18 protein-coding genes are annotated in these 15317 nt (G+C 63.7%); 9 read left to right on the forward strand and 9 right to left on the reverse strand.

Annotated features, from left to right (window positions below):
• Nucleotides 1–11: 11 nt before the first annotated feature.
• From FXB38_RS23035 to FXB38_RS23045, 3 genes are all read left to right on the forward strand, one after another.
• Nucleotides 12–1364: an O-antigen ligase family protein gene (locus FXB38_RS23035; protein ID WP_148753251.1), complete on the forward strand. Its 1353-nt coding sequence runs from the start codon at nt 12–14 to the stop codon at nt 1362–1364.
• Nucleotides 1365–1516: 152 nt separating this feature from the next.
• Nucleotides 1517–2662: a GNAT family N-acetyltransferase gene (locus FXB38_RS42935; RefSeq protein ID WP_187435074.1), complete on the forward strand. Its 1146-nt coding sequence runs from the start codon at nt 1517–1519 to the stop codon at nt 2660–2662.
• Between the two features lie 79 nt (nt 2663–2741).
• Nucleotides 2742–3626 (forward strand): protein-L-isoaspartate O-methyltransferase family protein, encoded by an 885-nt coding sequence (locus tag FXB38_RS23045; protein ID WP_187435075.1) that lies wholly within the window; start codon nt 2742–2744, stop codon nt 3624–3626.
• Nucleotides 3627–3690: 64 nt separating this feature from the next.
• Here FXB38_RS23045 and wrbA read toward each other — a convergent pair whose 3' ends face one another.
• From wrbA to FXB38_RS23060, 3 genes are read right to left on the reverse strand one after another with little or no spacing between them, the layout of a single operon-like run.
• Entirely contained in the window at nt 3691–4290 is a 600-nt protein-coding gene (gene wrbA / locus FXB38_RS23050) for an NAD(P)H:quinone oxidoreductase (RefSeq protein ID WP_148753252.1), read from the reverse strand.
• 47 nt (nt 4291–4337) lie between these two features.
• Nucleotides 4338–5036 carry a pirin family protein gene (locus tag FXB38_RS23055; RefSeq protein ID WP_148753253.1) on the reverse strand — a complete coding sequence of 233 codons (699 nt, stop codon included), beginning with the start codon at nt 5034–5036 and terminating at the stop codon, nt 4338–4340.
• A 36-nt stretch (nt 5037–5072) separates the two neighbouring features.
• Nucleotides 5073–5825, reverse strand: a complete 753-nt coding sequence (locus FXB38_RS23060) for an SDR family NAD(P)-dependent oxidoreductase (protein WP_148753254.1) — start codon at nt 5823–5825, stop codon at nt 5073–5075.
• A gap of 117 nt (nt 5826–5942) precedes the next feature.
• On the opposite strand from FXB38_RS23060, the gene FXB38_RS23065 reads away from it, so the two are divergent.
• Complete coding sequence (locus FXB38_RS23065; protein ID WP_148753255.1) at nt 5943–6878, forward strand: LysR family transcriptional regulator; 936 nt, start codon at nt 5943–5945, stop codon at nt 6876–6878.
• Between the two features lie 119 nt (nt 6879–6997).
• Here FXB38_RS23065 and FXB38_RS23070 read toward each other — a convergent pair whose 3' ends face one another.
• Nucleotides 6998–7255 (reverse strand): hypothetical protein, encoded by a 258-nt coding sequence (locus FXB38_RS23070; RefSeq protein ID WP_148753256.1) that lies wholly within the window; start codon nt 7253–7255, stop codon nt 6998–7000.
• Between the two features lie 157 nt (nt 7256–7412).
• On the opposite strand from FXB38_RS23070, the gene FXB38_RS23075 reads away from it, so the two are divergent.
• Together FXB38_RS23075 and FXB38_RS23080 are read left to right on the forward strand one after the other, a co-directional pair.
• On the forward strand, nt 7413–8399 hold the full coding sequence (locus FXB38_RS23075) for a tripartite tricarboxylate transporter substrate binding protein (protein WP_148753257.1): 987 nt from the start codon (nt 7413–7415) through the stop codon (nt 8397–8399).
• Nucleotides 8400–8497: 98 nt separating this feature from the next.
• The gene (locus tag FXB38_RS23080; RefSeq protein WP_148753258.1) at nt 8498–8863 is read left to right on the forward strand and encodes a hypothetical protein; all 366 of its coding nucleotides are present in this window, start codon (nt 8498–8500) and stop codon (nt 8861–8863) included.
• A 59-nt stretch (nt 8864–8922) separates the two neighbouring features.
• On the opposite strand, the gene FXB38_RS23085 is transcribed toward FXB38_RS23080, so the two are convergent.
• The 4 genes from FXB38_RS23085 to FXB38_RS23100 all read right to left on the reverse strand — a co-directional run bounded on the left by FXB38_RS23085 (nt 8923) and on the right by FXB38_RS23100 (nt 11762).
• On the reverse strand, nt 8923–9768 hold the full coding sequence (locus tag FXB38_RS23085; RefSeq protein ID WP_148753259.1) for an adenylate/guanylate cyclase domain-containing protein: 846 nt from the start codon (nt 9766–9768) through the stop codon (nt 8923–8925).
• A 63-nt stretch (nt 9769–9831) separates the two neighbouring features.
• Nucleotides 9832–10299, reverse strand: a complete 468-nt coding sequence (locus tag FXB38_RS23090; RefSeq protein ID WP_148753260.1) for a YbaK/EbsC family protein — start codon at nt 10297–10299, stop codon at nt 9832–9834.
• 56 nt (nt 10300–10355) lie between these two features.
• Nucleotides 10356–11087 carry a haloacid dehalogenase type II gene (locus FXB38_RS23095; protein WP_148753261.1) on the reverse strand — a complete coding sequence of 244 codons (732 nt, stop codon included), beginning with the start codon at nt 11085–11087 and terminating at the stop codon, nt 10356–10358.
• Nucleotides 11088–11180: 93 nt separating this feature from the next.
• Entirely contained in the window at nt 11181–11762 is a 582-nt protein-coding gene (locus FXB38_RS23100; RefSeq protein ID WP_148753262.1) for a TetR/AcrR family transcriptional regulator, read from the reverse strand.
• Nucleotides 11763–11966: 204 nt separating this feature from the next.
• Here FXB38_RS23100 and FXB38_RS23105 point away from each other — a divergent pair, with 204 nt between their 5' ends.
• Complete coding sequence (locus FXB38_RS23105) at nt 11967–13151, forward strand: alpha/beta fold hydrolase (protein ID WP_246230058.1); 1185 nt, start codon at nt 11967–11969, stop codon at nt 13149–13151.
• A gap of 61 nt (nt 13152–13212) precedes the next feature.
• On the opposite strand, the gene FXB38_RS23110 is transcribed toward FXB38_RS23105, so the two are convergent.
• Nucleotides 13213–14097, reverse strand: coding sequence for an amidohydrolase family protein (locus FXB38_RS23110; RefSeq protein ID WP_148753263.1), 885 nt, complete (start codon nt 14095–14097; stop codon nt 13213–13215).
• Between the two features lie 305 nt (nt 14098–14402).
• Between FXB38_RS23110 and ykgO the strand changes: the two genes are divergently transcribed.
• Together ykgO and FXB38_RS23120 are read left to right on the forward strand one after the other, a co-directional pair.
• Nucleotides 14403–14528, forward strand: a complete 126-nt coding sequence (gene ykgO / locus FXB38_RS23115) for a type B 50S ribosomal protein L36 (protein WP_006611362.1) — start codon at nt 14403–14405, stop codon at nt 14526–14528.
• Nucleotides 14529–14662: 134 nt separating this feature from the next.
• The gene (locus tag FXB38_RS23120; protein ID WP_148753264.1) at nt 14663–15301 is read left to right on the forward strand and encodes a tetratricopeptide repeat protein; all 639 of its coding nucleotides are present in this window, start codon (nt 14663–14665) and stop codon (nt 15299–15301) included.
• The last annotated feature ends 16 nt before the right edge of the window (nt 15302–15317 follow it).

Here is a 15317-nt window from a genome sequence, read left to right on the forward strand (position 1 = left end):
GGCCTAGAGGCATGGATCGCAGCGCCGCAGACATGACTGACGTCGAGGCCCGTTCGCTCGGCCATGCGCTGCGCGACGAGCTCGCCAAGCTGAATGTCGTCCAGGTGGCGCGCTGCCTCATTATGGTGGCGGCCCTGCTGCTGGTCATGATCACGCTCGATCCGTTTCCGGACCTGCGCAGCGAGGACGTCGCCACCGTCGTCGGCGGGCGCATGGCGCTGAACTACATTACCTTCGGCCTGCTCGGCGCAATCGGCGTGATGCTCGTTCTCACCACCGATGCGCCCTCGCTGAAGACCCTGGTGACGCCGCTGCATCTCTGCCTGGTCGGCTGGATGCTGATCAACGTCGTTCTGTCGGAGAGCCGCGAGGTCTCGATCCAGCGCTTCGTGCTCGCAGCCAGCGTCACCTCGCTCGCGGTGATCCTGCCGCTGCTGCCGCCGACGCAGCGGAGCTTTAACCTCTGCCTCGGCGGCGCCGCGCTGGTGCTGCTGGCGCTGTGCTTTCTCGGGGTCTTTCTCGCCCCGCAATATTCGATCCATAGCGCGCTCGACATCACCGAGCCGCAGCTCGCCGGCGACTGGCGCGGCAGCTTTGGCCACAAGAACGTCGCCTCGCCGGTGATGACCATCCTGGTCTATGTCGGTATCTACCTGTCTGCCGTCGGCTCCTTCGTGATGGGGCCCGCGGTCGCCCTGCTGGCCGGCATCTTCCTGATCTTCACCGGCGGCAAGACATCGTCGGTGCTGTGCCTGGCGATTTATGCGCTGGCGTCGCTGGTCTACGTCACGCGCAGCCTGTGGCTAAAGCGGATCATCTGCTTCGCGCCGCTGATCGTGATGAATCTGCTGACGGTCGGCAGCGTCCTGAGCCCGGCGCTTGGCAGCATCACGCGAGCGCTTCCGGTCGATCCCACCTTCACCGGCCGTTCCGACATCTGGGAATTCGCGCTGGCAGCGGTGGCGGAAAAGCCGATCACCGGCCATGGCTATGCGGCATTCTGGGACGACGTGACCGCGCGGCAGACCGCAAAAGGCTCCGAATGGGCGGTGACTGCGGCGCACAGCCACAACAGCTATCTCGATCTCGCCGTCACCATCGGCCTGCCGGGCCTGTTGCTGGTCGTCCTCATCTTCGTCCTGGCGCCGCTTCGCAATTTCCAGGAGACCCAGGCTCACAACCGCAGCAACGCGCTGGGCAAGCTGTTCCTGACCATCTGGCTGTTCGGCCTGTATTTCGGGACGACCGAGACCTTCTTGCTCGAGCGGCAGAACCCGGTCTGGTTCATGTTCGCGCTCGCGGCCGCCGGGTTGCATTTCCTGGCCCGGTTCCAATGCGTCGCGCAAATGGAACCCGATCGCTGACAGCTTGTCGCAGTCGTGCGTTTCATATCGGGACACGGGGGCGTTGCGCGCGCTGCGACGGTATCGGCTTAACGATAAGCATCGACGTAACTTGTGGTCTGCGACAAAACATAATCTATCTGGACACGTTCAGTAACCGTATGCCCCCGCAAATGGCGTTTCTCAGCCTCGAGCAACTAGATGGTCGGGTGTCCAGCACATCGGGAATCTCAGTCGATTTCTTGCGTGACTGGCGACAGGCCGCATTGCGCCTGAATGCGGGCTATCGCACCGCATTCCAGCATGGTTACTGGCTCGGTGCCTGGTACGAAGCCTTTCATGGCGTAGCGCCGCTGATCGCAATCATCGCAGATCCGGCGACCGGCAAGGACATCGCGATGGTGCCGATGTTCAGCCACTTCAGGCGCGGCATCCGCGTCGTCGAGTTTGCCGATCTCGGTGTCTCCGACAACAACGCTCCGATCCTGGCCTGCGACGCGACCTTCGATGCGGTCGGCGCGCAGGCGATCGGCGCGGCGCTGGTGGATGCGTTGCGCGCCTTGCCTGACGGCTTCGACCTGCTGCGGCTGAAGAAGATGCCGGCCTATGTCGGCGCCAAGCCGAACCCGCTGCTGTCGCTGGGCCGTTCCGGCTCCTGCTCGCTCAACGGCAATCTCGTGCTGACCGGCGACGACTATGCGGACTATCAGGCGTCGATCAAGCGCATGCAGATGCCGCGCTGCTGGCGCGTGTTCAGCCGTCATGCCGGCGCGCGGTTCGAGATTGCCAACGATGTTGCCCGCGCGCACGAGCTTCTCGACGTGATGGATGTCCAGCAGCAGGAGCGCATGCAGAAGCTCGGCTCGCGGTTCGTCCTCAACGACGAGGCCCATGCTGCTTTCTATCGCGAGGTGGCTCGCCAAGGCGTTGTGGAAGGTTATGCCGTGATCTCGGCATTGGTCTGCGACGAGGGCGTCGTCGCCACCACGCTCGGCGTCAGATATGGTGCGACCTATTATTTGCTGCGGATCGGCCATGCCGGCAAGACGTGGGCGAATTGCTCGCCGGGGCTGCTCGTGACCGAGCGCACCATGGCAGCGCTGCATGCGCAGGGCGTGCGGCGCTTCGATCTCAGCATCGGCAATCACGATTACAAGCGCCGCTTCGGCGCGGAGCAGGTCGCCCTGACCGATGTCAGCGTCGCCCTGTCATGGCGCGGGCTGCCCTATGTGCTGCGCGACCATGCTGCCCAGGGCTTGCGCCGCCATCCGAGGCTCGCCGCCTTCGCGGCGCGGGCGATCGGCAAGGGTACGCGCTAGAGCCGTCCACGTTCGCGGGTTGCACGGTCACTCGAATATCGCAATGATTGTGCTATCGTCGCCGCCGCCAGGAGGCGACATGGACGATCGTTCGGACAAATTTCGCGCGTTCTATGCGCAGTTGATCTGCGCTGCAGCCAAGACCACGGACCCGCGTCTCGAGCAGGCGTTTCGCAACGTGAGGCGCGAACCCTTCGCCGGGCCCGGGCCGTGGTCGATCTCGTTCGGCGGCCATCGTTACGTCGAGACGCCCGACGACGATCCCGCCTTTCTCTATCAGAACGCGCTGCTGGCGCTGGATTCGGCGCGTGGCGTCAACATCGGCATGCCCGGCGCGCACGCCTATTGGCTCAGTGGCTGCGGCGTCAGGGAAGGCGAGACCGTGCTGCAGATCGGCGCGGGCAGCGGCTATTACACCGCCATTCTCGCCGAGCTCGCCGGTCGCAATGGCCGCGTCTATGCCTATGAGATCGACGAACGCCTGGCGGCGCTTGCACGCGAGAATTTAAAGCACTTCGCCACAGTCGAGCTGCGCGAGCGCTCGGGCATTGCGTCCGATCTGCCTGATGTCGACGTGATTTATGTCTGCGCGGGCGCCGCGCAGCCGGCCACGGAATGGCTCGCGGCGTTGCGGCCCGGCGGGCGGCTGGTGTTTCCGCTGGCGCCGGAAGGCGTGCTCGGCGGCATGCTGATGATCACGCGCCCGGAGCAGGGCGCGGCCTGGCCGGCCAAATTCCTGGGGCGGGCCCAGTTCATCGGTTGCGCCGGACTTCAGGATGCGGATGCCGGCCGCCGATTGGCCGAGGCGTTTGCGAAGGGATGGGAGAGCGTGCAGTCGCTGCGGCGAGGAGACGTGCCCGACGATACCTGCTGGTTCGCCGGCGACGGCTGGTGGCTTTCAACGGCGCCCGCATCGGCGCCGGCGGTTACCATCCCGCCGCACGCAGACATCACTCAGGCTTGACCGATGCCGGCCTAATCGCATCTGCCATGCAGCTGGTTGTGCAGCTGAAGCTTAGCCGTGCAGCTTAGCCGTGCAGTTTTCTGGCGGTCTCCGCGATCTGGCGTCCCTGATAGCGCGCGCCGGCCAGCTCATTGGCGCTGGGCTGGCGGCTGCCGTCGCCGCCGGTGATCGTGGTGGCACCGTAGGGCGCGCCACCGGTGACCTCGTCGAGCTTCATCTGGCCGGCAAAGCCATAGTTCAAGCCGACCACGACCATGCCGAAATGCAGCAGGTTGGTGATGATCGAGAACAGCGTGGTCTCCTGGCCGCCATGCTGGGTTGCGCTCGCGGTGAAGGCGCCGCCGACCTTGCCGTGCAGCGCGCCCTTGGCCCAGAGTCCGCCGGCCTGGTCCAGAAAGTTCGCCATCTGCGAGGCCATGCGGCCGAAGCGGGTGCCGGTGCCGACGATGATCGCGTCGTAATTGGCGAGGTCCTCGATCTTTGCGACCGGGGCGGCCTGATCGACCTTGTAATACGAGGCCTTTGCGACTTCGGCCGGAACGAGTTCTGGCACGCGCTTGATGTCGACGGTGGCGCCGGCTTCGCGCGCGCCTTCGGCAACGGCATTGGCCATCGCTTCGATGTGGCCATAGGCGGAATAATACAGGACGAGAACTTTGGTCATGGTGGTCTCCGTTGGGATCGGTTGAGATGATGGGTTGCTTGGATTGTTTAGGCCGCGTCCACGAGCACGAGCTCGGTGTCTTCCAGCGCGGTGATCGTCAGCCTGGCCTCGTCGCGGATCGCGGCGCCGTCGCGGGCATTGACGCGCACGCCGTTGATCTCGACTGCGCCCGCCGCGGGCACCAGGTAGAGGTGCCGCGCCTTTTGCGGCTCGTACTCGGCGCTCTCGCCGGCCTTCAGCGTGGTGGCGAGCACCCGCGCATCGGCGCGGATCGGCAGCGCGTCGGTGTCGCCTTCGATGCCGCTCGCAATGGTGACGAGCTTGCCGGAGCGACCCGACTTCGGAAACGGTTTTGAGCCCCAGGTAGGCTGACCGCCGCGCAGCGTCGGCTCGATCCAGATCTGGAAGATCCGCGTCTTGGTCGGCTCGAGATTGTACTCGGAGTGGCGGATGCCGCTGCCGGCGCTCATCACCTGCACGTCGCCCGCTTCGGTGCGGCCCTCGTTGCCGAGGCTGTCCTGATGGGTGATCGCGCCCTCGCGCACATAGGTGATGATTTCCATGTTGGCGTGGGGATGGGCGGGAAAGCCGGTGTTCGGCGCGATCTCGTCGTCGTTCCACACCCGCAAGGCGCCGTGGCCCATGTTGCTCGGGTCATAATGGCTTGCGAACGAGAAATGATGCTTGGCCTTGAGCCAGCCGTGATCGGCGCCGCCGAGTTTTGCAAAAGGTCTGAGTTCGATCATGGAAGTGGTTCCCTGATTGGAGGGGCGGGTTTGGCGTTATGCGCCAAACCCGCCGTCGACGTTGAGCACGGTGCCGGTGACGAAGGAGGCTTCCGGGCTTGCGAGGAAGACCACGCCGGCGGCAACCTCCTCAGGCCGTCCGAAGCGCTGCAGCGCGTGCTGCTTGCGCTGCGTCTCGGCGAACTCGCCGCCATCCTTCGGGTTCATGTCGGTGTCGATCGAGCCGGGCTGCACCACATTCACGGTGATGCCGCGCGGGCCGAGGTCGCGCGCCGCGCCCTTGGTGTAACCAACGACCGCCGACTTGGTGGCGACGTAGTCGGCCAGGCCGGGGAACGAGGCACGGTCGGCGAGCATCGAGCCGAAGGTGACGATGCGGCCGCCTTCACCCATCAACTGCGAGGCGGCGCGGATCGCCGCAATCACGCCATGCACGTTGACCTGGTCCTGCCGCTCCAGCGCGGCTGTGTCGGCGTTGGCGTCGTCGATCGCGCCACCATTGGCGACACCGGCGTTGTTGACGAGGATGTCGAGATGGCCGAATTCCCTGGCGACATCGTTGACGAGCTTCGTCACGTCCTTGGCGGAGGCCTGGTCTGCCCTGAAGGCGCGGGCTTTGACGCCCCGGGCCTTCAGTTCGCCGACGACGGCTTCGGCTTTTTCGGGCGAGGCGACGTAGCTGATGGCGACGTCTGCGCCTTCATCGGCGAGAGCGCGGGCCGAGGCCGCGCCGATGCCGCGCGAACCGCCGGTGACGAGAGCAACCTTGCCTGAGAGCTTCTTGGTCATTGGATTTCTCCAGTCCTGAATTTCCGATGACCCTTGGATAAGCCTCCGCCTGTGGTATAGAAATAGAAACTGTCGAAACACATTGTTTCCCTAAATATCCTGATTGGGACCGTTGCCATGGCAAAACTCCCCGATTTCGAGGCGCTCGCGATTTTCGCAAAAGTCGTGGAATTGCGGTCGTTTGCGGGGGCAGCAGGCGAGCTCACGATGTCCAAGGCCACGGTGTCGAAGGCCGTGACCCGCCTGGAGGAGCGGCTCGGCGCCCGCCTGTTCAACCGCACCTCGCGCCGGCTGGCGCTGACCGATGCCGGCCACAAGCTCGCCGACCGCGCGACGCGCCTGCTCGCCGACGGCGAGGCGGCCGAGAACGAGGCGCTGGCGCAATCGGTGGCGCCGCGCGGCCTGGTGCGGCTCGCGGTGCCGATGACGTTCGGGATCAAGGCGGTGGCGCCGCTGCTGCCGGAGTTTTTCGAAACCTATCCGGAGGTCTCGGTCGATCTGCATTTGAGCGACGCGACCATCGACCTGATCGGCGAGGGCTTTGACATGGCGGTGCGGATCGCGCGGCTGCCGGACTCGTCACTGATCGCGCGGCGGCTCTTCACCATGCCGCGCTTCACCGTGGCCGCGCCGTCCTACCTCACGAAGCACGGCCGGCCGACGCATCCGATGCATCTCGCCGAGCACAAATGCTTCAGCTACGCCTATCTCTCGACGGCGAACGTCTGGCACTACACCAATTCCGCCGGCGAGCAGGCCAGCGTCCGCCCCGGCGGCCTGCTTCGCGTCAACAATGGCGAAGCCGTGATGCCGTCGCTGATCGCCGGCCTCGGCATCGCCGAGCTCCCAGAGTTCATCGTCGGCGATGCCATTTCGTCCGGTGAAGTCGAAGTGATCCTGAAGGACTGGAAGCAGGCCGAAGGCGCCGTGCACCTCGTGACCCCACCGGGCGGCCCCCGCCCCGCGCGCGTCGAAGCGCTCGGCGACTTTCTCGCAGCGAAGCTGCCGGGCACATGCAAGCGGCAGTCGAAGAAGGGTGGGAAGGCGGGGTAGCCGTCGCAAGATAGGCACGGCTTCATCCGCTCGTCATTGCGAGCGCAGCGAAGCAATCCAGAATCGCTCCGCAGAGACACTCTGGATTGCTTCGCTACGCTCGCAATGACGACTTCGGACTACGACACCTTCACGCCGTCGATTGCGACAATGCGCAAGCTCGGCTTTACGGTCTGCTCGAGCTGCGACTTCAAATCGTGAACACGCGGGTCGGTCGAACGTGCGGCGCACACTGCGTATTGATGCACCGATTGCGCCAGGGCACGCCGCGCTTCCGGCGTTCGCGTCACTTCGGGCTTTGAAAGCCGCAGGACGATCGCTGCGAGGTTCACCAGCATCTCGTCCAGCGCCACGTCGATGGTCGCGAATTTTCCCATGGCACTCTCCCTGGCAAGACCTTCTGAAGGCAACGGAGGGTGCCGCGATGCGTTCCGGAGCGGGGCGAACATGGATAACGCTTCGTAAACAGCTTGTTCTTGCCGATCGCCGCGCTAGGCTGGGAGCGAAACAAGAAAATAAGAGGAGGGGGCTGCCATGGATCGACGCGACGTCTTGCGCGCCGTTGCCGCATTGCCGTTGTTGCGGGCCGCGTTGTCAGAACAGGCCTTCGCGCAAAGCTACCCCGCCCGCAACATCACCATGATCGTGCCGTTCCCGGCCGGCGGCCAGGCCGATCTTGCGGCACGTCCCGTCGCGCAGGCGCTGGAGCGGATCCTCGGCAAGTCCGTCATCGTCGACAACCGCGCCGGCGGCGCCGGCGGATCGGTCGGCAACGCTGCAGCCGCGCGCGCCGAGCCCGACGGTTACACGCTGCTGATGACATTGTCCTCGCTCGCGGTCCTGCCCGAGGCCGACCGGCTGTTCGATCGTCCGGTCGCGTATGAAGTGTCGCAGTTCATGCCGATCGCGCGCGTGCTGGCCGATCCCACGCTGCTTGCGGTGCCGACTTCGGCGCCATGGAAGACTGCGCAGGAATTCGTCGAGGACGCGAAGAAGCGCCCGGGCCAGATCACCTATGGTTCATCCGGACCTTACGGCACGCTGCATGTGGCAATGGAGATGTTCGCCAACAGCGCGGCCATCAAGCTGCTGCACGTGCCGTTTCGCGGCGCGGGGCCGGCATTGACCGCGCTGCTCAGCGGCACCGTGCAGGCGATCGCAGCGGCACCGGGCACGCTGAAGCCGCAGGTCGACGACGGCAAGCTGCGCGTGCTCGGCAATTGCGGTGCGCAACGTGTTGCGAGCTTTCCCGACGTGCCGACCTTCCAGGAGCTCGGCTACAAGGATGTCGAGATGTACATCTGGGCCGGGCTGTTTGCGCAGAGCGCTCTTCCCGCGCCGATCGCAAGCCGCTTGCGCGAGGCGATGGCGCAGGTGATGACGAGCCCTGACGTGCTCAAGACCTTCGATGCTTCGGGCAGTCTGGTCGCCTATCAGGATGCGCCAGCGTTCTCCGATTTCGTGGCGACCGACAGTGCGCGGCTGATCGCGGCGGTCAGGAAGATCGGCAGGGTCGAGTAGGTTCCTACCCGAATTTTCACATTTTTTTGTTGGGCCAGAACCTGACCGCGTCTCATTGATTCAGGACAAATCGAGGGATTCGAGAAGGAATTGGGACCATGCGAACAGAGCGAATTGCGCTGGGTGCGGCGCTTGCGATCAGCGGCATCGTCGCGCAAAGCGCCGCGTCCGCCGAGGAATATCGCGGCACCATGGAGCAGCAGATGGCCTGCACGCCGGATGTCTGGCGCCTGTGCAGCGATCAGATCCCGGATGTGAGCCGCATCACCGCCTGCCTGCGGCAGAACACGCCGCAACTCTCCAGCGGCTGTCGCGCGGTGTTCCAGTCCAACAACCAGATGCCACCACAGCAGCCGGTTCCGCGCGGCCGGGCTGTGCCGCAGCCTCGCTATAACAATGCGCCGCCGCCACCTCCGCAGGCGCAGCCGCGGCCCTATGACGATGGCGACGATCAGCGCTTCTGAGAACATGATCCGGAAAGATGCGCAGCGGCAGGCGTGAAGACGCGGTCATGCCGCCTCATTCAGCGGTTCCTCTTGCCGTCCGACTCAGGTCGACGCCCGAGCGCTGTCCGCATGAGGACGCCGAAGAGTATCGCTGCAACTGGCCAATGGAACCAGATCCTGTGCATCCCAGTGAAAACATTGATCAGGATCAGGAAGGCCGACACCGTGAGGGCCACTGCGACCGGGCGGGGCAGCTTTGCAAGCCCATCCGAAACGAAGCGCATCCACGTGGATTGCTGGTATCTGTCGCGGTGTACGGCGCCAGTCTCCGAACCCGCAACAGCGCCCTGAGACGTCAGGCGTTCGCCAGGCGGAAAGCTCCGTGCTTGAGCGGTTTGGCCGCTCATGGTCACACGATAGCTGGTCATGGGAGCAATGTTTTTCATGGGACGCTGGCCGAGACAGTCGAAGCCAACAGATAATTTGTTGTGCACTTGGTCATAGGCGGAGCTGGAGATCACGATGCCGCCGGGTTCGGCGAGTTCTTGCAGACGCGCCGCGATATTGACCCCGTCTCCATAAAGATCGGAACCATCCACCATCACATCGCCGAGATTGACGCCGATGCGAAACCGCATCGGGTTTGCGTCAGGTGGGCCCGAATCCTGGTTGGAAATTTCCTGCTGAATCTCGACCGCGCATTGCACGGCCTCGACGACGCTGGCGAACTCGGCGATGATAGCATCGCCCCAGGTATTCACGATGCGGCCGTCATGACGCTCCACCAATCCCGCAATGGCCGTGCGGTAGCGGCGGAGCGTTTCCAGCGTTCCCGCCTCGTCTGCTTCCATGAGGCGAGAATAGCCGTGCACATCGGCACACAGCACAGTGGTCAGTCGTCGTTTCACCTTGTCGTCGGGCATGGTCCAGACATTAGCCTCCCTGACCGGCAAATGCATCAGGCATCAGTACCGGCTGTAGCCGCTTTACGGCCTGACCTCGCAGACATCGATCCATTCGGCCGCGGTCAGCTCGGCCATCCGCCCCGGCGTGATGCGCACGGCGCTGTGGGTCGAGCCTGCGGCCGGCACCACCACGTCGAACTCTTTCAGCGAGACGTCGCAATAGATCGGCAGTGGCGACTTCAGCCCGAACGGGCAGACGCCGCCGACCTCGTGGCCGGTGATCTCGGCGACCTCTTCCAGGCCGAGCATCTTCGGCTTGCCGCCGAAAGCAGCCTTGATCTTCTTGTTGTCCATCCGCGAGGTGCCGGCGGCGACGATCAGGATCACGCGCTCGCCGACGCGTAGCGACAATGTCTTGGCGATCATGCCGGGCTCGACACCGTAGGCTTCCGCAGCCAGCGTCACGGTCGCCGAGCTGATCGGGGATTCCATGACTGTGATGTCGGGGGCTTTCTCGGCGAAGAAGGCGCGAACGGATTCCAGGCTCATTCCAGTCAGCTCATCGAGGACTTACGGGGGGCGGCGATACTCAGGCGATGCTTGATTCAGGCGATTCTTGCCAGCTCCGAGAGCGAGCGGACGCGATGATCCGGCGCAAAGCCGAGCTCGTCCATCTGTGTGCGGATCGCCTTGAATAGCGTCAGCGGTGCCACGAGTTCGTTCTCGACGCAAGCCAACGCCATGGCCTCCGGCGTCACCCGTTCGATCCAGGCAACGTTGAGCCCGAACGCTTTCGCGCCGGCCACGTCCCAGGGATTGGAGGAGACGAACAGCACCTCGTCTGGTTTGGTGCCGAGCACCTCGCCGATCAGCTCATAGGCCTGCGGGCTCGGCTTGAAGATCTTCTTCGCGTCCACGCTGATGGTGGCATCGAGCAGGCGGTCGAGGCCTGAATTGCGCACCAGCGTAGTCAGCATGTCCGGGCTGCCGTTGGACAGGATCGCGAGCTTTCGCGGTTTCAGCGCGGTAAGCGCTGCGGTCGCATCCGGATAGAGATCGAGATGCAGATATTTCTCGATGACGCGCTCGAAGGCCTCGCGCTCGTAGGTAAGCCCGAGCACGCGCAGCGTATAGGCCAGCGAGTCGCGCGTGACGGTGGAAAAATCCTGGTAGCGCCGCATCAGCGAGCGCAACCAGGTATATTCGAGCTGCTTGATCCGCCAGACCTGCGTGATGATCTCGCCATAGCCCGGAAACGCATCCTCGGTGATCTCTGCGACCGACTGGATGTCGTAGAGCGTCCCGTAGGCATCGAAGACGACGGCTTTGAGGGGCAATTGACCGGTCCTCCGGGGTCGTAGGGGCGCAAGGACTATACAAGGCGTCCGGATGGCGATCCATGCGCCCGGGGCGAGAACATTGAACCCGGATCACCCCTCGGGGGCGGCCCACCTCTGGACGCTGACATCCGCCAGCGCCTTGAATACAGCCGGCGTGCGCTCCAGGCGGGCGATCGTTCGCGCGCCTTCGACGGCGGCTACCAATGCGGCTGCGGTAGAGGATGCGCGCGCGGGAGCGAAACCGCACCCCCTGAAATGCTCCGCAACAATCTCGGTTGAATCGGCAAATCCGCGCGCTACCCGTTTGGTCAGCTCAGCGTCGAGCGCGGGCAGCTCATTCGCCAGATTTTGCATCAGACATCCATACTGGAAATCAGAGGCGACCATTTCGGCCGCGAATGTACCGAAAATCTGGCGAACGAAATTCAGAGCATCGCCCGTCGTATTCGCCGAGATAGTCCGCAATACCGCAATTCTAGTCGCAACGTAATGATCGATGGCCTCCTCTGCGAGCTGCGCCTTGCCGCGTGGAAAGTGGAAGTAGAACGATCCTTTGGGCGCGCCGCTTTCTTCAATGATCTGGGTCAATCCAGTCGCAGTGTAGCCCTGGATGCGAAACAGGCGTTCGGCCGTGGCAATCGCGCGAGCGCGGGCATCAGTCTTACGTGGCATGCCGTGAACCTAACACGATCCGCTTGACGCGACTATGGTGATCGCCATACTATGGCGATCACCATAGAAAGAGCCCGGCTGATGAGTCGTCCATGTAGTTTCAAGCCATCAGTGTCCCGACGAGCCGTCTTAGCGATGGGCGCGGCCAGCCTGATTGCGGCTTCGCTTTTCCCGGCCCGCGCAAACCCTATTGGAGGAAGTGATTTGACCACATCATCATACGGCGGGCGAACGCTTCCCAAGGGGGTGCGCTCGCGCATGATCCATGGGGTCAACGGCCTCGATGTCCATATTCTCGAAGCCGGTTACGAAAGCTCCGGCCGACCGCTCGCGCTGCTTCTGCACGGCTTTCCGGATTTGGCTTACGGCTGGCGACACCTGATCCCAATTCTGGCTGACGCCGGGTACCATGTCGTGGCGCCCGACCAGCGGGGTTTTGGTCGCACCACCGGTTGGGTGAACGGCTATGACGCCCCGCTAGAGCCTTTCAGCTTGTTGAATATGACGCGTGACGCCCTCGGATTGGTTTCGGCGTTGGGGTATCGAAACACGGCAATGCTCGTCGGGCACGACTTCGGCTCACCCGTGGCGGCCTATTGTGCGTTGGCCCGACCCGACGTCTTTCCCTCGGTGGTGCTGATGAGCGCACCGTTCCCCGGTCCGCCGGCGTTTCCGTTCAACATTGCGGAAAGCGAGGCATCGTCGGCTCAACCGAACACTGGAAATCAAAAGTTGGCGGCCGCGCTGGCGGCGCTCGATCCGCCGCGAAAGCATTATCAGCAATATCTGAGCACGCGGGAGGCGAACGATGATCTGTGGCACCCGCCTCAAGGCTTACACGCGTTTCTTCGTGCATTTTTCTACGCCAAGAGCGCTGACTGGCCGGGAAATAAGCCGCATCCGTTGAAGGCGCCGACCGCCATCGAACTTGCACAAATGCCCACCTACTACGTCATGGATCTCGGTAAGACGATGCCGCAGACCGTCGCTCCATTCCAACCTTCCGCCGCGGAGGTGGAGGCCTGCAAATGGCTCACCGAGCCGGAGCTTGCCGTGTACACGGAGGAGTATGGCCGCACCGGGTTTCAAGGCGCCCTGCAGGCTTATCGCGTCTTTTCCGACCCCGACCTGAACGCTGAGTTGCGCCTGTTTTCGGGCAAGACGATCGACGTCCCGTCGCTCTTCATTGGCGGGAAAAGCGATTGGGGCACCTATGCGGCGCCGGGCGCGATCGATCTCATGAGGACGAAGGCGGCAACGAGGATGCGTGACATCGAGCTGATCGACGGCGCCGGTCACTGGATCCAACAGGAGCAACCGGTTCGGCTCAGCACGCTCCTGCTCGCCTTCACCAAGGAGGTGGGTGGGGCGGATCACACCAGCCGTTAGGTCGGGGAATGCGTATCGCCGCTCTGCAGAGCGGCAATGCGCTGCGCTGACGCGTACCTGCCTAGATCCCCAGAATCTTGCGCGCGTTGGCCTTCAACACCTTCAGGCGGATCTCGTCGCGGATCTCGATCTTGGCAAAGTCCGACAGCCAGCGGTCCGGCGTGATCACCGGCCAGTCCGAGCCGAACAGCATCTTGTCCTGCAGGATCGAGTTGATATAGCGCACCAGGATCGGCGGGAAGTATTTCGGCGACCAGCCGGAGAGGTCGATGTAGACGTTCGGCTTGTGGGTCGCGACCGACAGCGCCTCCTCCTGCCAGGGGAAGGAGGGGTGGGCGAGGATGATCTTGAGGTCGGGGAAGTCGGCTGCGACGTCGTCCATGTACATCGGGTTGGAATATTTCAGCCGCATGCCCATGCCGCCCGGCATGCCCGAGCCGACGCCGGTCTGGCCGGTATGGAACAGCGCGATCGCGCCGCCATTGTTGATCTCCTCGTAGAGTGGGTAGGCCATGCGGTCGTTGGCGTAGAAGCCCTGCATGGTCGGATGGAATTTGAAGCCGCGCACGCCGTATTCCTCGATCAGCTTGCGCGCCTCGCGGGCGCCGAGCTTGCCCTTGTGCGGGTCGATCGAGACGAAGGGGATGAGCACGTCGAGATGGTCGGAGGCGGCCTCGATCATCTCGTAATTGTTGTAGCGGCGGAAGCCGGTCTCGCGCTCGGCGTCGACCGGGAAGATCACCGCGGCGATGTTCTTGGAGCGATAATAGGCCGCGGTCTCCGGCACGGTCGGCGGATGCTTGTTCGGCGACTTGAAGTAGTCGGCCATTTGCGCCTGGAAATCGTCGTAGCCGTCGTCTGGATGGCAGCCGCAGGGCTCCTCGGCATGGGTGTGGATGTCGATGGCGACGACATCGTCAATGTTCGGCAGCTTCAGCTTAGGCATGGGTGTCCTCCCGACGGGTTGCCAAATTGATTATATGATATAACGAACTTGGCAAGCGAACCTTGGTTGGGCGGAGCGGTCAGAATCGGGCCGGTCCGGCCGTTTCTACTGTGCATGGGGTTGTTTTCACGAATTTGCCGGTTCGGAACCGGGCAGTTAACATTGACATCACCTCCCGCCATGCCTTAAGAACCGCCCCGTCCCGGGCGGTCAGTCCGCCAGCGGGAAAGATCTCATTTTGCCACATTCGCGCGTGCCGAAACGGTAGTGCCGAACACGGCCTTTCGAACGTTCAGGATTCTGCCATGAAGGTCCGTAACTCGTTGAAGTCGCTGCGCGGTCGCCATCGCGCCAACCGCTTGGTCCGCCGCAAGGGCCGGGTCTATGTGATCAACAAGGTGCAGCGCCGCTTCAAGGCTCGCCAGGGCTGATCCGGGCGGGCTGATCCGGGCGGCTGATCGCCTTCGCGCTCGCCTCGCGCACGCGCCCCGCAAGACCACGGTCTCACACGAGTTTGACGCCGCCCTGCTTTGCAAGGGCGGCTTTACGCGTTTAGACTTTGATGATGGCAGTGAGATTCCCTTTCGCGCGCACGCTGTGCCTGGTTCTGGTTCTCGGGACCGCCGGCTTCGCGCCCGTGTTGGCGCAGGATGATCCGGCCCCTCCGGCGAAGCAGCAGAAGAAGCTGCCGGAAGCGCCGGCCAAGCTGCCCAAGGCCGAGCGCACCAAGAATCTCGATTTCCTGTTCGGCGCGCTGAAGGCCGCCCCCGACGAAGACAGCGCCAAGCATGTCGAGGCGCGGATCTGGGCGATCTGGCTCCAGACCCCGAGCGACACCGCAGCATTGTTGATGGCGCGGGCCAAGGCGGCCGTCGATGCGAAGAAGATCGACGTCGCGATCAAGCTGCTGGATTCGGTCATCAAGCTCCGCCCCGACTACATCGAAGCCTGGAATCGGCGCGCCACGCTCTACTACATGCAGAACGATTATGCCCGCTCGCTCGCCGACATCCGCGAGGTGCTCACCAGGGAGCCCCGTCATTTCGGCGCGCTCGCGGGGCTCGGCATGATCATGCAGGACGTCGGCGACGAGAAGCGCGCGCTCGAGGCCTATCGCAAGGCGCTCGCCGTCAATCCGCACCTCGAGAAGATTCCCGATCAGGTGAAGGCTTTGACCGAGAAGGTCGAAGGCCGCGACATCTAGAGCGTTCGCCCATCTG

Source organism: Bradyrhizobium cytisi (assembly GCF_008123515.1).
Taxonomy (GTDB): Bacteria; Pseudomonadota; Alphaproteobacteria; order Rhizobiales; family Xanthobacteraceae; genus Bradyrhizobium; species Bradyrhizobium cytisi.